The 15280-nt window shown below is 58.9% G+C and carries 15 protein-coding genes; 7 read left to right on the top strand and 8 right to left on the bottom strand.

Annotated features, from left to right (window positions below; translation table 11 throughout):
- The 3 genes from fahA (at position 1) to ACP7A4_RS17125 (ending at position 3195) form a co-directional block, all read left to right on the top strand.
- Positions 1-1305 carry a fumarylacetoacetase gene (gene fahA / locus ACP7A4_RS17135; protein ID WP_059761924.1) on the top strand — a complete coding sequence of 435 codons (1305 nt, stop codon included), beginning with the start codon at positions 1-3 and terminating at the stop codon, positions 1303-1305.
- Between the two features lie 12 nt (positions 1306-1317).
- Positions 1318-1956, top strand: coding sequence for a maleylacetoacetate isomerase (gene maiA / locus ACP7A4_RS17130; protein WP_426247847.1), 639 nt, complete (start codon positions 1318-1320; stop codon positions 1954-1956).
- 216 nt (positions 1957-2172) lie between these two features.
- Entirely contained in the window at positions 2173-3195 is a 1023-nt protein-coding gene (locus ACP7A4_RS17125) for a Glu/Leu/Phe/Val dehydrogenase dimerization domain-containing protein (protein ID WP_426247846.1), read from the top strand.
- Between the two features lie 85 nt (positions 3196-3280).
- Here the strand turns inward: ACP7A4_RS17125 and ACP7A4_RS17120 are convergent, their stop codons facing one another.
- The 3 genes from ACP7A4_RS17120 to ACP7A4_RS17110 all read right to left on the bottom strand — a co-directional run bounded on the left by ACP7A4_RS17120 (position 3281) and on the right by ACP7A4_RS17110 (position 4654).
- A complete protein-coding gene (locus tag ACP7A4_RS17120; protein ID WP_082706736.1) occupies positions 3281-3706 on the bottom strand; it encodes a MerR family transcriptional regulator in 426 nt (141 codons plus the stop codon).
- Positions 3707-3742: 36 nt separating this feature from the next.
- Positions 3743-4318 carry an NAD(P)H-dependent oxidoreductase gene (locus tag ACP7A4_RS17115; protein WP_426247845.1) on the bottom strand — a complete coding sequence of 192 codons (576 nt, stop codon included), beginning with the start codon at positions 4316-4318 and terminating at the stop codon, positions 3743-3745.
- A gap of 78 nt (positions 4319-4396) precedes the next feature.
- Positions 4397-4654, bottom strand: coding sequence for a YebG family protein (locus tag ACP7A4_RS17110; protein ID WP_048363204.1), 258 nt, complete (start codon positions 4652-4654; stop codon positions 4397-4399).
- 257 nt (positions 4655-4911) lie between these two features.
- Between ACP7A4_RS17110 and ACP7A4_RS17105 the strand changes: the two genes are divergently transcribed.
- Positions 4912-5412, top strand: coding sequence for a phosphate-starvation-inducible protein PsiE (locus ACP7A4_RS17105; protein ID WP_048363205.1), 501 nt, complete (start codon positions 4912-4914; stop codon positions 5410-5412).
- A 77-nt stretch (positions 5413-5489) separates the two neighbouring features.
- On the opposite strand, the gene ACP7A4_RS17100 is transcribed toward ACP7A4_RS17105, so the two are convergent.
- From ACP7A4_RS17100 to ACP7A4_RS17085, 4 genes are all read right to left on the bottom strand, one after another.
- A complete protein-coding gene (locus tag ACP7A4_RS17100; RefSeq protein WP_426247844.1) occupies positions 5490-5918 on the bottom strand; it encodes an HPF/RaiA family ribosome-associated protein in 429 nt (142 codons plus the stop codon).
- Between the two features lie 203 nt (positions 5919-6121).
- Positions 6122-8458 (bottom strand): TonB-dependent Fe(3+) dicitrate receptor FecA, encoded by a 2337-nt coding sequence (fecA, locus tag ACP7A4_RS17095; RefSeq protein ID WP_203303927.1) that lies wholly within the window; start codon positions 8456-8458, stop codon positions 6122-6124.
- Positions 8459-8568: 110 nt separating this feature from the next.
- On the bottom strand, positions 8569-9534 hold the full coding sequence (locus ACP7A4_RS17090; protein ID WP_426247843.1) for a FecR domain-containing protein: 966 nt from the start codon (positions 9532-9534) through the stop codon (positions 8569-8571).
- Positions 9531-10019, bottom strand: coding sequence for a sigma-70 family RNA polymerase sigma factor (locus ACP7A4_RS17085; protein ID WP_059761918.1), 489 nt, complete (start codon positions 10017-10019; stop codon positions 9531-9533). Before ACP7A4_RS17085 ends, ACP7A4_RS17090 begins: the two co-directional genes overlap by 4 nt.
- A gap of 184 nt (positions 10020-10203) precedes the next feature.
- On the opposite strand from ACP7A4_RS17085, the gene ACP7A4_RS17080 reads away from it, so the two are divergent.
- From ACP7A4_RS17080 to ACP7A4_RS17070, 3 genes are all read left to right on the top strand, one after another.
- A complete protein-coding gene (locus ACP7A4_RS17080) occupies positions 10204-10758 on the top strand; it encodes an RNA polymerase sigma factor (RefSeq protein ID WP_203303925.1) in 555 nt (184 codons plus the stop codon).
- On the top strand, positions 10755-11744 hold the full coding sequence (locus tag ACP7A4_RS17075; protein ID WP_426247842.1) for a FecR family protein: 990 nt from the start codon (positions 10755-10757) through the stop codon (positions 11742-11744). Before ACP7A4_RS17080 ends, ACP7A4_RS17075 begins: the two co-directional genes overlap by 4 nt.
- Positions 11745-11922: 178 nt before the next feature.
- The gene (locus ACP7A4_RS17070; protein ID WP_426247841.1) at positions 11923-14358 is read left to right on the top strand and encodes a TonB-dependent siderophore receptor; all 2436 of its coding nucleotides are present in this window, start codon (positions 11923-11925) and stop codon (positions 14356-14358) included.
- Positions 14359-14391: 33 nt separating this feature from the next.
- Here the strand turns inward: ACP7A4_RS17070 and ACP7A4_RS17065 are convergent, their stop codons facing one another.
- Positions 14392-15267, bottom strand: coding sequence for an AraC family transcriptional regulator (locus ACP7A4_RS17065; RefSeq protein ID WP_059761914.1), 876 nt, complete (start codon positions 15265-15267; stop codon positions 14392-14394).
- Positions 15268-15280: the final 13 nt, after the last annotated feature.

Here is a 15280-nt window from a genome sequence, read left to right as displayed (position 1 = left end):
ATGACCCAGTCCACTCTCACCCGTAGCTGGATCGCCTCTGCTAACGGCCATACCGATTTCCCGCTGCATAACCTGCCTATGGGCGTGTTCAGCCTCGCCGGTTCGCTGCCGCGCAGCGGCGTTGCGATTGGCGACCACATCTTCGATCTGGAAGCGGCGCTGGCGGCGGGTCTGTTCGAAGGTCAGGCCAAGGTCGCTGTAGAAGCCACCATTGGCGGTGCGTTGAATGCTTACTTTGCCTTGGGTCGCAGTGCCCGCATTGCCTTGCGCGAACGCTTGCTCGAACTGCTCAGCGAAGGCAGCACGCTGCGCGGAAAAATCGAGGCCCAAGGCGCCACACTGCTGCCTTTGGCGGCGGACTGCCAACTGCATCTGCCAGCGAAAATTGGTGACTACACCGATTTTTACGTGGGCATTGAACATGCAAAAAACGTCGGCAAGCTGTTCCGTCCGGACAACCCGTTGTTGCCCAACTACAAATACGTGCCGATTGGTTATCACGGGCGGGCTTCAACCATTCGCCCTTCAGGTGTTGAGGTGCGTCGCCCTAAAGGCCAGACCTTGCCGGCCGGTCAGACCGAACCGAGCTTTGGCCCGTGCGCCCGGTTGGATTACGAGCTGGAGCTGGGCATCTGGATCGGCCAGGGCAATGAGATGGGCGACAGCATTCCCGTGAGTGAAGCGGGTGAGCACATTGCCGGTTTTTGCCTGCTTAACGACTGGTCGGCGCGTGATATTCAGGCGTGGGAATACCAGCCGCTGGGTCCGTTCTTGTCTAAAAGTTTCATCACCACCCTCTCGCCGTGGGTGGTGAGCGCCGAAGCCCTTGCACCGTTTCGCCGTGCGCAGCCGCCACGTCCAGAGGGTGATCCGCAACCGCTGGCGTACTTGCTCGATCCTGAGGATCAAGCCAATGGCGCGCTGGATATCGAACTGGAAGTGTTGCTGTTGACCCAAGCCATGCGTGAGCAAAAACTGCCAGCGCATCGACTGGGTTTGAGCAACAGCCTGAACATGTACTGGACGGCTGCGCAACTGGTCACGCACCACAGCGTCAATGGCTGCCAACTGCAAGCCGGTGACTTGTTTGGTTCGGGCACGCTGTCGGGGCCACAGCGTTCGCAGCTGGGCAGCCTGTTGGAACTCACAGAAGGTGGCAAACACCCGGTTGAATTGCCGTCTGGCGAGGTGCGTAAATTCCTCGAAGATGGTGACGAAATCATCCTGCGCGCCCGCTGTGTCCGTGAAGGTTATGCCTCCATCGGCTTCGGCGAGTGCCGTGGCACCGTGGTCGCGGCGCGCTAGAAGGAGCGGGTCATGGAGCTCTTTACCTACTACCGTTCGACATCTTCCTACAGGGTGCGCATCGCGCTGGCGCTCAAAGGGCTGGATTACCAAACGGTTGCGGTCAACCTGATCGCGGCCAATGGGGGTGAACACCGTCAACCGCCGTACCTGGCAATAAACCCGCAAGGCCGTGTACCGGCCTTGCGCACCGACAATGGCGATGTACTGACCCAATCACCGGCCATCATCGAGTACCTCGAAGAGCAATATCCGCAGGTGCCGTTGTTGTCCAGCGACCTGATAACGCGGGCCCATGAGCGAGCGGTGGCGAGCATGATCGGCTGCGACATACACCCGCTGCATAACGTCAGTGTCTTGAATCAATTGCGTGCTTTAGGGCAGGACGAGCCGCAGGTGGTGCAGTGGATCAGCCACTGGATCACACAGGGTTTGGCGGCCATCGAGCCATTGATTGGCGACAGTGGTTACTGTTTTGGCCCTCAGCCAGGCCTGGCGGATGTGTATTTGATGCCTCAGTTGTATGCGGCCGAACGCTTTAACGTGGTGTTGACCGCGTATCCGCGAATTTTGCGAGTGGCGCGGTTGGCGCAGGATCACCCGGCATTCATCAAGGCACACCCGGCGCGGCAACCCGACACACCGGGTTGAACGTCGGCAAGACCAAAAGTCTGCCTTGAGCCTGTCCGTTGATCGGGGGCTGGCTCCAAGGGGGCTTTGGCTCTTTAAACAGCCAAGGCATTCTCTGTCTTTGCGCAGATATGCCCGAAGTAACGAATGCCACACAGGCTTATGCCTGCTCACTTCAACGACTTTTCAGGCGACGCCTATACTGGCGATTACCTGTCACCGTTCGAGGGCTGGATAATGTTTGCTCTCATGCAAAGTGCTCATGTGGAGTCACTGCACCTCACCGTCGACCCGGTTACGGGTCTAAAAGCCATCATCGCCATTCACAGCAGTCGCCTGGGGCCTGCACTGGGTGGCTGCCGTTATCTGGCCTATTCCGATGACGAAAGCGCTGTCACCGACGCTGTCCGCCTGGCGCAAGACATGAGTTATAAGGCGGCGCTGGCAGGTTTGGCTGTGGGTGGCGCGAAGGCGGTGATCATGCGCGCCCCGCATGTTGAAAGCCGCGCAGCCTTGTTTGAAGCCTTCGGGCGATGTGTTGAACAGCTCGATGGCCGCTACATCACCGCTATCGACAGCGGTACATCAATGGCCGACATGGATTGCATTGCCCAATACACCCGGCACGTCACCAGCACCACGGCCGCGGGAGATCCTTCACCCCACGCGGCAATGGGCGTTTTTGCGGGTATCCGCAGCACGGCGTCTTCACGCTTGGGCAGTGACAACCTCGAAGGTCTGCGGGTGGCGATACAGGGTTTGGGCAAGGTGGGGTTTGCGCTGGCGCAGCAGTTGCACGCAGCGGGTGCCGAGTTACTGGTCAGCGACACGGACCCCGGTAAGGTGCGCTTGGCGATGGAGCAATTGGGCGCACATCCGGTTGCGCCAGAAGCCTTGCTCAGCACGCCGTGTGACATCCTCGCGCCCTGTGGTTTGGGTGGCGTGCTCAATTGGCACAGCGTGGCGCAACTGCGCTGTTCAGCGGTGGCGGGGTGTGCGAATAACCAGTTGACCAACCTGCAAGTGGCCGACCAACTCGAACGGCGCGGCATTTTGTATGCGCCTGACTATGTGATCAATTCGGGCGGTCTGATTTACATGGCGCTCACCCATCAAGGCGCGCAACCCGAAGCAATCAACCTGCAACTGTTGCGTATCAGTGAGCGTCTGACAGGCATTTATGCCCATGCGCAGGCAGAAAAACGCTCACCGGCGCGCGTGTCGGATGAACTGGCGAAAAAGTTGCTGTACGGCGAGTGATGCGCGGCCGTGTCAGCCTGTGACGTCAAACAGCCTCCCCTGCGAACCTGCGGTTTGCTCTGTTAATGCTCGCTACACCCGTTGGTCAGCGCGGCAAGTGCTGTGATTGCAGTTCAATCGGGCGCTGCGGGCAGCGCGTGTCGTCAGCAAAACCGAGGCTCTGGGTCGGGTGTTCTTGGTAAAAGGCTTCAAATGCTTGCAGCCCCTCATACACGGTTTGCAGGGCTTGTATGTGCTGCATCACAGCCATTTTTTTATCCGCAATGGCCTTGTTTACTACGTCCCACGGCAGTGTCTGGTCTGGCTGGTTTTTTAGCATCGCCTGCATTTCTTTAAGCTTGAAGCCCAGTTGTTGCGCGCATTTGATGAAGCTCAGGCGTTCAACGCTGTGCTCGGTGTACACCCTGTAGGCACCACGGCGTTGTGGGCTGGGTAATAACCCGATGGCTTCGTAGTGACGAATGGTTTTGATGGTGGTGCCCGACAACTGAGCGGCTTTGCCGATGTACATGAAAAGTCCCTTTCCAATCGAAGCGCCGGGTATCGCTTAACGCAATGCCAGGGCGCGGGCGTGTTGCAGCCAAGTCTGTCTTTTTGCGGGGGTGGAGTCGAGCAGAGGACCGAACGTCAGGGTCGCAATCGGTTTGATACCGCAAAACGCCAGCGTGGTTTTGCGAATTTGATTCAGGCCGGGCATTCGATAAACCCACGTGTAGTACCAAGGCGGGGTGTCCATCGTCACCAGCAAATGGGCCGTACGACCGGTGAGGAGTTTGGCGGGGAAGGGGTTGCCTTTTTGGTATTTGAAGGCAAAGCCAGGCAGCAGCACGCGATCAAGAAAGCCCTTCAACAGGGCAGGAACACCGCCCCACCAGATGGGAAAAACCAACACCAGATGCTCGGCCCAGGTGATGTCGGCTTGCGCATGGAGCAGATCAGGCTCCAGCGGCTGAACCTGTCGATACCCTTCATGCAGCACAGGATCAAAGCGCAACGCACCAAGGCGCAGTACACGTACCTCGTGGCCTGCGCTTGTCGCCGACGCGACATAACAGTCGCTCAGCGCGCTACAAAAACTGTGGGTAGAAGGGTGGCCCAGAATCACCAGCACTCGCTTGCTCATTAAGACACCAACCACAAAGAGGGTCTTGCAGCGTAGAGCCTGCCCCTAGGGGGAGAGTCAAGCGAGTGCCGTGGGCGATTACTCGCTTGCGACCAGCAACTCGGAGAGTGCATCGGGTTGACTCTTGAACGCCTTGGCAAACACATCGCGGTTTTTCGCCATGTAGATACCGGCTTCTTCAACTTGCTGCTCGCTCAAGGACGGCACCGCTTTTTGCAACACTTCAGCCAGCAACTCTGCCAGTTCAAGCATTTTGTCATGACGGTCAGCTTCGGCTTTATCCATGAACAAACGCTCCAGATCTCGGCTGCTGCGGTATACCACTTCGACGGCCATTTACCACCTCATATGCCTTCACGATAAGTTGTCTTGCGATTACTGTATTTATATACAGCTAAAAGGATAAGCCAATCGCCAGCATTTGAATAGCGGCTTTTTTACTCTAGCTGCAATTGGCGTGTGAAGCGGGGTACACGACGTGTCTAATGGCGGCCTGCCATCTTCTCATTCGTGGTGCTGGCCTTTTTTCTGCATGCAGAAAGTGTCATGAGCATCGCGGATGATCCGTTCGAGTCGTTTCAAGGAGCTGCATCGTGAAAGTGAATAAAGCCGAAAAGCTACGGCGCCAAGTGCATGAACTGGCTGAGTCGATGGGCAATTTGTTTGTCGAAACCTTCCACTACCTGGCGTTGTTCGCCATTGGTGCGGTCACGGCATGGGCCGCCGTGATGGAATTTCTGGGCATGGTGGAGAAGGGCAATATCTCCATCGATGACATCCTGCTGCTGTTTATCTACCTCGAATTGGGCGCCATGGTCGGGATTTATTTCAAGACCAACCACATGCCGGTGCGCTTCCTGATTTATGTGGCGATTACGGCGTTGACCCGTTTGCTGATTTCCAACGTGTCGCATCACAACCCGCCAGACATGGGTGTGGTGTATTTGACCGGCGCCATTTTGCTGCTGGCCTTTGCGATTCTGGTGGTGCGCTATGCCTCGTCGCAGTTTCCGTCGGTGAAGATCGAAAACCCGCACCGCAAGACCGGTGCTGGCTCCGGGGAACATCCTGAGGTCGAGAAGGGCGAGCTGTAAACCCGGCGCAGCCGTACAAAAAAGGGCGGGACTACCTGAGTAGTCCCGCCCTTTTTTTGTGCGTCTTGCCAGCTGAATCAGCTGATTTTGTCGAGTTCTTTTTCTTTTTCCAAAAACTCTTCTTCGAGCAAGTCGTCAGCGCTTTCTTTTAACTCTTCTTCACCAAACCCTTCAGCGGGCAGTTTCGCCGAAGGTTTGTTTCGCAGTTTGCCAAACAAGTGCTCAAGTGCGTGTTGCAGTTTTTCGGCAGCGCCTTCGACGGCTCGGTCTACGGAGTCGGCGTCTTCAGTGACGATCAGTGGTTGATGGCCTTTTGGGCGCGCTTCCATTTTGCAGCGCTTGTCGTTTGGCCCTGACTTGCCACCATTCTCATCACTCAGGAAAACATCGACACGGGTGATGTCATCCTTGTAAAGGTCGAGACTATCTTTAACAGTGGTGTTTACCCACTCCTCCAGTCGAACGTCATTTTTGATGTGTTTATCGCAATGGACCTGGATTTGCATAGTGCTTCCCTTATTTCAGCGTGCTCGTGTGAGGTCTGACGGCCTTGAGTGGACAAAGGTTCATCGTCATTGCTCAGTCACAGTGTTTGAGCCGATGGGCAAATATTTCAAGCTCTATTTTCAGGAAAGATCATATGCCGTGTTCGGCGTCAGTCTTCGGTTTGTAGGAAAGGCCCGTGGGTGCGGACTTTTGCCGATTTATATCAAAATGCGACAGATGTCTGTACGTACACCGTGCGCGGCTCTCCCACGTATTTGCCCTTGTTGTTGTCGTCAAATGAGCGGGTGAAGTATTCGTGATTCAGGATGTTTTTAACCCCGACCGCGACGTTCAGGTCCGACAATTGATGCCCGAAGTCATAGCCCACGCGGCTGTTGAATACCATGTAGCCGGGGATTTTGCCGGTGCTGCCGTCAGCACTTTCTTTACGGGTATTGGCGTTATCTGCGAACTGGTCGGTCTGGTAGCTGCTGTCGAGGTTGGCTTTCCATTGGCCCTGGGTGTAACCGATACCCAATGTGCCTTTGTTTTTGGAGGAGAACGGCACACGATTGCCCTTGTTCGGGCCGTCTTCGCGGATGGTCGCGTCGACATAAGCGTAGGTGGCATACACGTCAAAACCTGCCAGCGCCGGGGTCAGGCCGTCCAGTGCGTAGTTCACACTGGCCTCGATGCCCTGGTGACGGGTTTTGCCGCGGGCGATCACCGTGTCGGTGGTCTGGTTGCTGTCGTATTGGTTGTTGAAGTTGATGAGAAACGCGCCGATCTCCGCCCGCAGGTTGCCATTGTCGTAGCGTGTGCCCAGCTCCCAAGTGCGGGCTTTTTCCGGCTTGACTTCGCCGCCGCTGACCCGGTTCGGCATTTGGCTGTATTGCACGCTGCCGAACGAACTTTCGGTATTGGCGTAGATGTTCCAGCTGTCTGTCACGTGGTACAGCACATTCAAGGCGGGCAGCGGGGTGTTGTAGTCGCCTTTGTATTTAACGTGGGTCAGCAGGTTGGTTTGCTCTTGCTCAATCATTTCGTAGCGAATGCCGGGGGTGAATGTCCACTGACCGATGTCGATCTTGTCATCGATAAAGAACGCATGGGCTTCGGTGGCGCCACGGGTGTCGCGGTCGTTGCGGCTGTTGGTGGTCGGTAACTGGTTGGCCGCAATCGGAGTGCGATAGCGCAACTCATGCCCGGCCTCGCTGATATAGCGATAACCCACGCCGACTTCATGGGCCGTGTTGCCCAGATCAAAGCCTTGGGAGAAGCGGGTTTCAATGCCGCGCACCCAATATTGGCGGGGCGACAAGGACAGGAATGAACCCTGATCCAGATAGCCGCTGCGCAGGGTTTTGGTGAAGAAGCTGTTGACCGTGAATTCGCGGCGATCGTGCTGATAGCGATAACCGAAATTGACCAACGTGCGACGGCCCCAGAATTTGTCGTTCGGGCGTGTCGACTGATACGGGTCTGCCTTGTAGGCCGCTGTACTCAGGCCGCCCGGCATATCGGCTTCGCCGTCGTAGTATTGCGCCATCGCGTGCAGGCTGTTGGCGTCATCGATTTGGTAATTACCTTTGAGGATCAAGTCATCGATGCGCGTGTCGCTGTGTTCGCGCCAGTCGCCGCCGCGTGTGCCGGAATACAGCAATGCACCGCCCAGTCCGTTGTCGGCTGTGCCGCCAGCCAGCAGGTTGCCGGTGGTCTTGAAACCGTCATGGCTGGAAGACGGGCTGGTCTCGGTCTGGAAACCGGCCTTGACCGTCGGCTCGTCGGGAATGGCGCGGGTCACGAAGTTGACGATGCCGCCTACGTTTTGCGGGCCATAGCGCACCGCGCCACCACCGCGCACCACGTCGACGGCGTCCATGTTGCCCATGCTCACGGGCGCAAACGACAGTTGCGGCTGGCCATACGGCGCGAACGGCACGGGGATGCCGTCCATCAGCACCGTGGAGCGGGTGGCCAGGCGCGGGTTGAGGCCACGAATGCCAAAGTTCATGGCCATGTCATGGCTGCCAGTGCCGTTGTTTTCCGGGGCGTTGACGCCGGGGATGCGGTTCAGCACCTCACGGGCCGAGGTGGCGCCCTGGCGCTCGAAGTCTTCGCGGCGGATCACGTCACGTGCACCGGGGTGTTCGAACACGTCCGTCTGTGCGGCGTCACCCAACCAGTCGCCGACCACACTGGAGGCGCCCAACTCAATGCTGGCTGGAGCACTGGCGCGGGTCACCGGTTGCAGGCTGAACGCGCCTTGGCCCTCAGCGCGGGCTTGCAGGCCAGTGCCTTCGAGCAAGGCTTGCAAGCCTTGCTCCGGGCTGTAGTTGCCTTCCAGGCCACGGCTCTGAATGCCACTGGCGGTGGACGAACCAAATGAGATCAGCACGCCGGCTTCGCGACCAAACTGGTTCAAGGCCGCTTCCAGTGAAGTGGGCGCGATGTGATAGGCCCTGGCCTCGGCAAACGCCATGGGTAAGGCACCCAGAGTGAGACTGGCACCTAACACTAAACGGGCCAGGCAGGTGAGACGCGTAGGCTGAACGGGCATGAAGTGGTCCTGAGAAGATGAGAATCGAAGTGGCTTACCTTCTCTGTCACGCCAGATGTGAAATCAGCTCAACCGCGCAAAATTAAATCGCACCGTGCGCCAATGAGGGGCTAAACGTTGGATTCAACCGTGACCCAATAGCGGGTAAAGCGCCTGACCCGTACCGGCAGGCTGAGGGGCAACACATCGAGCACGCGCTCGGTATCGTCAATCGGGTAAGTGCCGGAGATCAGCAGGTTGGCGACTTTAGGGTCGCAGTTGAGCTGACCACGACGGTAGCGCCCCAGCTCGGCGAGAAAGTCGCCTAAACGCATATGCGCGGCCACCAGCATGCCGTCGACCCAGGCGCCACTGCCTGCATCCAGTGCGTGCGTCGCATTCCATGCCTTTGCGGTGAAACTCACTTGCTGGCGAGCCTCGACCACCAGCGCACCGCCGCTGTGCGCCACAGGCGATAGTTTTACCTGCCCTGCAAAGACCGCCAATTGAGTGTGGTCACGCCACTGGCGCACATTGAAGCGCGCGCCTTGGGGCTGTAAAAGACCGTGCGCGGTCACAACGTGCAACGGACGCGGATCGTCAGCCACGGTCAGTTGCATCTCGCCTTCAAGCAAACGAATCAGCCGCTGTTGTGCGTCAAAGGTCACGTCCACCGCGCTGGCGGTGTTGAGCTGGATCTGGCTGCCATCGTGCAACTTCACCGTGCGGCGTTGACCCACCGGGCTACTGTAATCGGCCAACAGAGGCGTGATGGGCAGTTGTTGGCGCAGGCCATAAGTCACGGCCGAGCCTGCACCCACTAGCAGCAATAGCTTGAGGGCTTGGCGCCGAGTACTGCTTTTAGGGGCGTTCAGGGCGGCGTGGGCGAGGGGCGAATGCAACCCGCGCAGGCGCTGATTGACCCGTTGAATGTGATCCCACGCACGCTGATGCTCGCTGTGAGCGTCGAGCCATTGCTCCCACGCCTGCTGACGACGCGGGCTGAGCGCCCCGCCCTGCATTTCGACCAGCCAGCTCACCGCTTGCTCAGCCACCTGCGGCGCGATATCCGGGGGATTATTGAATGTGCCGTTCATAAGGCGAAATAGCAGCGCAGGGCAGCTTTGTTCAAATGGCGTTTGACCGTCGCAATGGAAATGCCCAGTTGCGCGCCGATCTGCGCGTAGCTCAGGCCATCGAGTTGCGCCAGCAAAAACGCGCGTTTGACCGGGGAGGGCAGGCCGTCGAGCAATTGGTCCAGCTCCACCAGGGTTTGCAGGATGATTGCGCGTTCTTCTTCACTCGGCGCGACTGCTTCGGGGAGATCGGCCAGGGCTTGCAGGTAGGCGCGCTCCAGGTCCTGGCGACGGTAGTGATTAAACAGCACGCGCTTGGCGACGGTGGTCAAAAACGCGCGCGGCTCGGTCAGGGTCGGGGTTTCGCGCGCCGTGAGCAGGCGCATGAACGTGTCCTGAGCCAGGTCAGCGGCGCTTTGCGGGCAGCCAAGCTTGCGCCGCAACCAGCCTGTGAGCCAGCTGTGGTGGTCCACATACAGGACCTCAACGTGATTTGACTGCGACAACCAACACTCCGACTGCGCTAAAAACGCTTTAGAGAACAAGAATTGTTCGCATTGTAGGGGTGTGTGATTGCATTGGGCAATCACCCTTGATCAGCAACGTGCGTGCAGGCCGTCATCTGCTTTTGCATATGAGAATATTTATCATTAGTATCGCTTTCCTTTTGAACATCAGCTTGCGACGCCCATGAATCCTCCCGACCTTCAGGAAGGCCCCGACAGCGAATCGCGCCATGGACGTGCGCATTTCCTACAGGTTTTTTTATCCCAACGCCTGCAAATGGAAGCACTGGTCAGCCGCCGCGTGGGTTGTCGCGCGACGGCAGCTGATTTGGTACAGGATTTATTTGTGCGTTTTTGGCGCCGCCCTCTGGTGCAGGTCGAAGAGCTGGGCACCTACCTGCTGCGGTGCGCGGGCAACATCGCAATTGATCACTTACGCAGTGAAGGCTCGCGCGGGCGAATCAACCAGCAGTGGCAGACTGAACCCGATAGCCACGGCGGTGAGCCGCAGGCAGCGCTTGAGGCGGGCAACGATTTACGTCAGGTCGAAGCCGCGTTGCGCACCTTGCCCGAGCGCACGCGGCATATCTTTTTGCTTAATCGCATTCATGGCCGTACCTACGCCGACATCGCCAAGGTCATGGGCGTGTCCCAAAGTGCCGTCGAAAAACATATGATGCGCGCCCTTGAAGCCTGCAAGGCCAGCTTGCGTGAGCCACCGACAGGGACAGCGCCGTGATCAACCGTTCGAACATCCCCATTACCGCTGAACAAGAGCGTACGGCGCTGGCGTGGTTGAGCGTATTGCACGACCAGCCCGACAGCGGCGACCAGGCCACCTTCAGCCGTTGGTTACAGGCAGACCCAGCCCATGCCGAGGCCTACGCTCAGGCGCAAGTGGTGTGGGAATTGACCGAAGTCGCAGGCCGCCAGTTGGCTGATGAAGACGCGTTGGCGATGCAGCGTTACCTGTCAGCCATGAATGAATCCAAACGCAGTCGTGTGTGGCAGTGGTCCAGTGGGCTGGCCGTAGCCGCATGCCTGCTGCTGATGGTTGGCGTGTTTGCCGGGTGGCAGCCAGCACGCTGGGTCGATGATTTGGGCGCCGACTATGTGAGTGCGCCGGGGCAAGTGCGCACCATCACGCTGGTGGACGGCTCGCACATCACACTGGATGCCGACAGCGCCCTCGCGGTGAATTTCAGCGCTGGCGAGCGCCATGTGCAGTTGCGCCGTGGCGCGGCTTTTTTCCATGTCACGCACACGGGCGAGCCGTTTGTAGTCGATGCCCATGAGGGGCAAGCGCGGGTGCTGGGCACTGAGTTTGAAGTGCGTTTGCAGCCCACAGGTGCGCGAGTGACGGTGTTGTCCGGCCGGGTGGGTGTGACGGCTGGCAAAGGCGCGCCGCAGCAAATTCTTACCGCTGACCAGCAAGTGGCATACGGTGCCGGCGTTACGCAGACGCTGCATGCCGCGCACGCTAAAAGTCAGCTGGGGTGGCGAACCGGGTGGCTGACGTATGCAAAAACGCCGCTGGTAGACGTAGTGGCGGACCTCGAACGTTATTTTCCGGGGCACATTGTGTTGCTCAACGCCGAGCTGGGGCGTCGGCGTATCAGTGGCAATTTCCCCAGCCGCGACCCGCAAGCGGTGCTGGATTCTTTGCAGAGCGTGTTGGGGTTTGAGCAGCACAGCTTGCTTGGACGGGTGATTGTGTTGCGTTGACGCCTTCGCCCATCCCCATCCCCATCCTCTCCTTTCGGGAGTGGGTTGGGATGAGGGAAAAACCGTCACCGCGATTATTTTTCAATCCAGGGTGAGGTAAACCCCTCGCCGATCCGTGTAGTGCTTGAAAATGCGAAAAATTCGCATTACGTAACAGGTCGACACACAGGTCATGAGCATGAAGTCCAAGGCAATGTCAGCGCCAAGCGGTTCGGTTAAACAGTGGTTAGGTGCGTCTGCGTTATTGATGGCCGGTATGGCATTGGCCCCGTTGAGCGTGGCTGTGGCCGCAGAGGCCACCGCCCATCACACCGAGCGTGAATTTGCCTTCAACCTGCCTGCCCAATCCTTGCCTCAGGCGTTGAATGACTTCAGTCGGCTGACCGGCCTGAGCGTGGTCTACACCGACGAAGCACCGTATGGTTTGCAAGCCCCCGCGCTCAAGGGCCGCATGAGTGCCGAACAGGCATTGCTTACCTTGCTCGCGCAGTCTGGCTTCACGGCCCGACGCACAGACGCCCACACCTTCGCCCTCGAACCCGCGCCGACCGCAGGTGCCTTGAACCTGGGCGCCACCCGCATCACTTCGCTGGCGCAAAACGACACCCGTTATCAGCCCCCCGCCGTGACCTCGGTGATGCGCGGGCAGGGCGACACGCTGCAAATCCCGCAGACCATTAACGTGGTGCCAGCGCAGGTGATCCGCGATCAGGTGCCGCGCAATCTGGACGATGCACTGAACAACATCAGCGGCATCACCCAGGGCAACACGCTGGGCAGCACCCAGGACTCCGTGATGAAACGCGGCTTTGGCGACAACCGCGATGGCTCGATCATGCGCGACGGCATGCCGCTGGTGCAGGGGCGCGCATTGAATGCCACCGCCGAGCGAATCGAAGTGCTCAAAGGCCCGGCCTCGTTGTTGTATGGCATCCAGGACCCCGGCGGGGTGGTCAACGTGGTGAGCAAAAAACCGCAACTGGAGCAGTACAACGCCCTGACGGTGCGCGGCTCAACTTACGGCTCGGGCAAAAACGGCAGCGGTGGCAGCTTTGACAGCACCGGCGCGCTGGGGGATTCGGGGCTGGCGTATCGCATGATCGTTGACCACGAAGATGAGGATTACTGGCGCAATTTCGGCACGCACCGCGAGACCCTGATTGCCCCGTCGCTGGCGTGGTACGGCGACACGACCCAAGTGTTGCTGGCTTACGAACACCGCGAGTTCCTGTCGCCGTTTGACCGGGGCTCCGCCATTGATCCTGCGACCAACCACCCGTTGGACATTCCGGCCACACGTCGTCTGGACGAGCCGTTCAACAACATGCAAGGACGCTCGGACCTGTACCGTTTTGAGGTCGATCACGACCTTAACGATGACTGGAAAACCCACTTCGGCTACAGCTGGAACCGCGAAACCTACGACGCCAGCCAAGTGCGGGTCACGGCGGTCAACCCAAAGACCGGCACCCTCACGCGCAAAATGGACGGCACTCAAGGCGCAATCACCACTGACCGTTTTGCCACGCTCAGCCTGCAAGGCAAGGTGCAGGCGGCAGGTATGCAGCATGACGTGGTGTTCGGGCTGGACGATGAATACCGCAAGATTTACCGCGCCGATTTAATCCGCCAAAACAGCCAATACCCCTTCAGCTACCTCAACCCGGTGTATGGCCGTGAAGTGGCCGGCACCACCGTCAGCGCCAGCGACAGTAACCAGACCGACCTGCTGCGCAGCGATTCGCTCTTTATGCAGGACTCGATTCACCTTACCGACCAATGGATTTTCGTGGCAGGCGGGCGGTTCCAGAAGTACGACCAGTTGGCGGGCAAAGGTCGCCCGTTTACCGCCAACACCGACAACAACGGTCAGAAGTGGATCCCGCGTGCCGGGCTGGTGTATCGCTACACCGACGAGCTGTCGTTCTACACCAGCTACACCGAATCGTTCAAACCCAACTCCACCATCGCCCCGCTGACCGGCGGCGTGGTGCTGGACTCGGCCATCGCACCTGAGCAGTCCAAGTCGTGGGAAGTGGGGGCCAAGCTGGACATGCCGGGGCGCATCACCGGCACCGTGGCGTTGTATGACATTAAAAAACGCAACGTACTGGTGTCCACCACCGTGGGCGAAGACACGGTGTATTCAGCGGCGGGCGAAGTTCGCTCGCGGGGCCTGGAGCTGGACGTCAGTGGCCAGCTCAGCGACCAATGGAGCCTGATTGGCAGCTACGCCTACACCGATGCCGAGGTGACCAAAGACCCTGTCTACAATGGTATGCGCCTGCAAAACGTGGCCAAAAATAGCGGTTCACTGTCGGCCGTGTATGAGGTCGGCAGCGTGTTTGGCGGCGATAAATTGCGTCTCGGTGCGGGTGCGCGGTATGTCGGCGAACGTGCAGGGGACGCCCTCAACGACTTCGACCTGCCGGGCTACACGGTGGCCGATGCGTTTGCGACCTACGACACGCAGGTAGAAGGGCAAAAGGTCAAATTGCAACTCAACATCAAAAACCTGTTCGACCGCACGTACTACACCTCGGCGGCCAGTCGCACCTTCGTTTCGATGGGCGACTCGCGGCAAGTGTCCGTGGCCAGCACGCTGGAGTTTTAACTCGCTGCGCCGCCTTGGGCTGCGACTGCGGGTTTATGGCCTGAACGCCGCGCGGTATTCGCCCGGCGTACCGCCCAGCGTGTGTTTAAACCGGTTGGTGAAGTGGCTGGCGCTGGCGAAACCGCAGCTCAGTGCGATTTCGCCCAATGCCAGCGAGCTGTGCCGCAGTAATGAGCGCGCTCGACTCAAGCGCCGCGCCAGCACGTATTGATGCGGTGCCACACCAAAGCTTTCACGAAACATGCGCGCAAAGTGATAAGGCGACAGCGCGCACTGCGCCGCTAACTGGCCGATGCTTAACGGCTCGGCCAGTTGCTGTTCGATGGTGTCCACCAACTGGCGGCGCTGATACGCCGCCAGTCCGCCCTTGAGTTGCAAACCCTCGCGTAACCCCACCTGGCTCAGTACAGCGTGGTCGAGCAATTCGTTGGCCAGGCTGCTGGTGAGCATACGCTCGCCCGGTTCAGTCCAGTTCATCTGCAGCAATTGATGAAAGCGCATGGTTTGCTGCGCATCGTCCAGAAACGTGTACTCACGCAATTGCAGCGTGCGCGGTTCTTTATCGAGCAGGCTGATGCAACCGAGGGCGAATTGCGCCTGACTGACATACACATGGGCCAGACGGATTTCGCCATTGATGACCCATGCCGATTGGTGCTCGGCAGGCAACACGCAAAGTTTGCCCGGTGCGCCCCGGGCGCTGGGTTGCTCACGCCGAAACGTACCGGTGCCGCCCGAGATGTAGCACGACAGGGTGTGATGGGTGGGCGCTTCATAGTCGCGGGCATCGTGATGGTTGGTCCACAAAGCGGCGGCCATGCCGTCACCCAGCTCGGCGCAGTGCTCAAGGCGAGCATTGGGCGAGCGGCTCATGGACTGAAACACTTGCAGGGTGTCGAACGCGGTCATGGTCATTTCTCCA

The sequence above is a fragment of the Pseudomonas sp. TWR3-1-1 genome (assembly GCF_049896545.1).
Lineage (GTDB): Bacteria > Pseudomonadota > Gammaproteobacteria > Pseudomonadales > Pseudomonadaceae > Aquipseudomonas > Aquipseudomonas weihenstephanensis.
This window is presented reverse-complemented; position numbering and strand designations above follow the sequence as displayed.

Excerpts from the sequence above, each read along its gene's own strand:
- ACP7A4_RS17100 (WP_426247844.1), bottom strand. The coding sequence starts at position 5,918 with ATGCAAATCCAGGTCCATTGCGATAAACACATCAAAAATGACGTTCGA.
- ACP7A4_RS17115 (WP_426247845.1), bottom strand. The coding sequence starts at position 4,318 with ATGAGCAAGCGAGTGCTGGTGATTCTGGGCCACCCTTCTACCCACAGT.
- ACP7A4_RS17090 (WP_426247843.1), bottom strand. The coding sequence starts at position 9,534 with ATGAACGGCACATTCAATAATCCCCCGGATATCGCGCCGCAGGTGGCT.
- ACP7A4_RS17125 (WP_426247846.1), top strand. The coding sequence starts at position 2,173 with ATGTTTGCTCTCATGCAAAGTGCTCATGTGGAGTCACTGCACCTCACC.
- ACP7A4_RS17120 (WP_082706736.1), bottom strand. The coding sequence starts at position 3,706 with ATGTACATCGGCAAAGCCGCTCAGTTGTCGGGCACCACCATCAAAACC.
- ACP7A4_RS17070 (WP_426247841.1), top strand. The coding sequence starts at position 11,923 with ATGAAGTCCAAGGCAATGTCAGCGCCAAGCGGTTCGGTTAAACAGTGG.
- fecA (WP_203303927.1), bottom strand. The coding sequence starts at position 8,458 with ATGCCCGTTCAGCCTACGCGTCTCACCTGCCTGGCCCGTTTAGTGTTA.
- maiA (WP_426247847.1), top strand. The coding sequence starts at position 1,318 with ATGGAGCTCTTTACCTACTACCGTTCGACATCTTCCTACAGGGTGCGC.
- fahA (WP_059761924.1), top strand. The coding sequence starts at position 1 with ATGACCCAGTCCACTCTCACCCGTAGCTGGATCGCCTCTGCTAACGGC.
- ACP7A4_RS17080 (WP_203303925.1), top strand. The coding sequence starts at position 10,204 with ATGAATCCTCCCGACCTTCAGGAAGGCCCCGACAGCGAATCGCGCCAT.
- ACP7A4_RS17110 (WP_048363204.1), bottom strand. The coding sequence starts at position 4,654 with ATGGCCGTCGAAGTGGTATACCGCAGCAGCCGAGATCTGGAGCGTTTG.
- ACP7A4_RS17065 (WP_059761914.1), bottom strand. The coding sequence starts at position 15,267 with ATGACCGCGTTCGACACCCTGCAAGTGTTTCAGTCCATGAGCCGCTCG.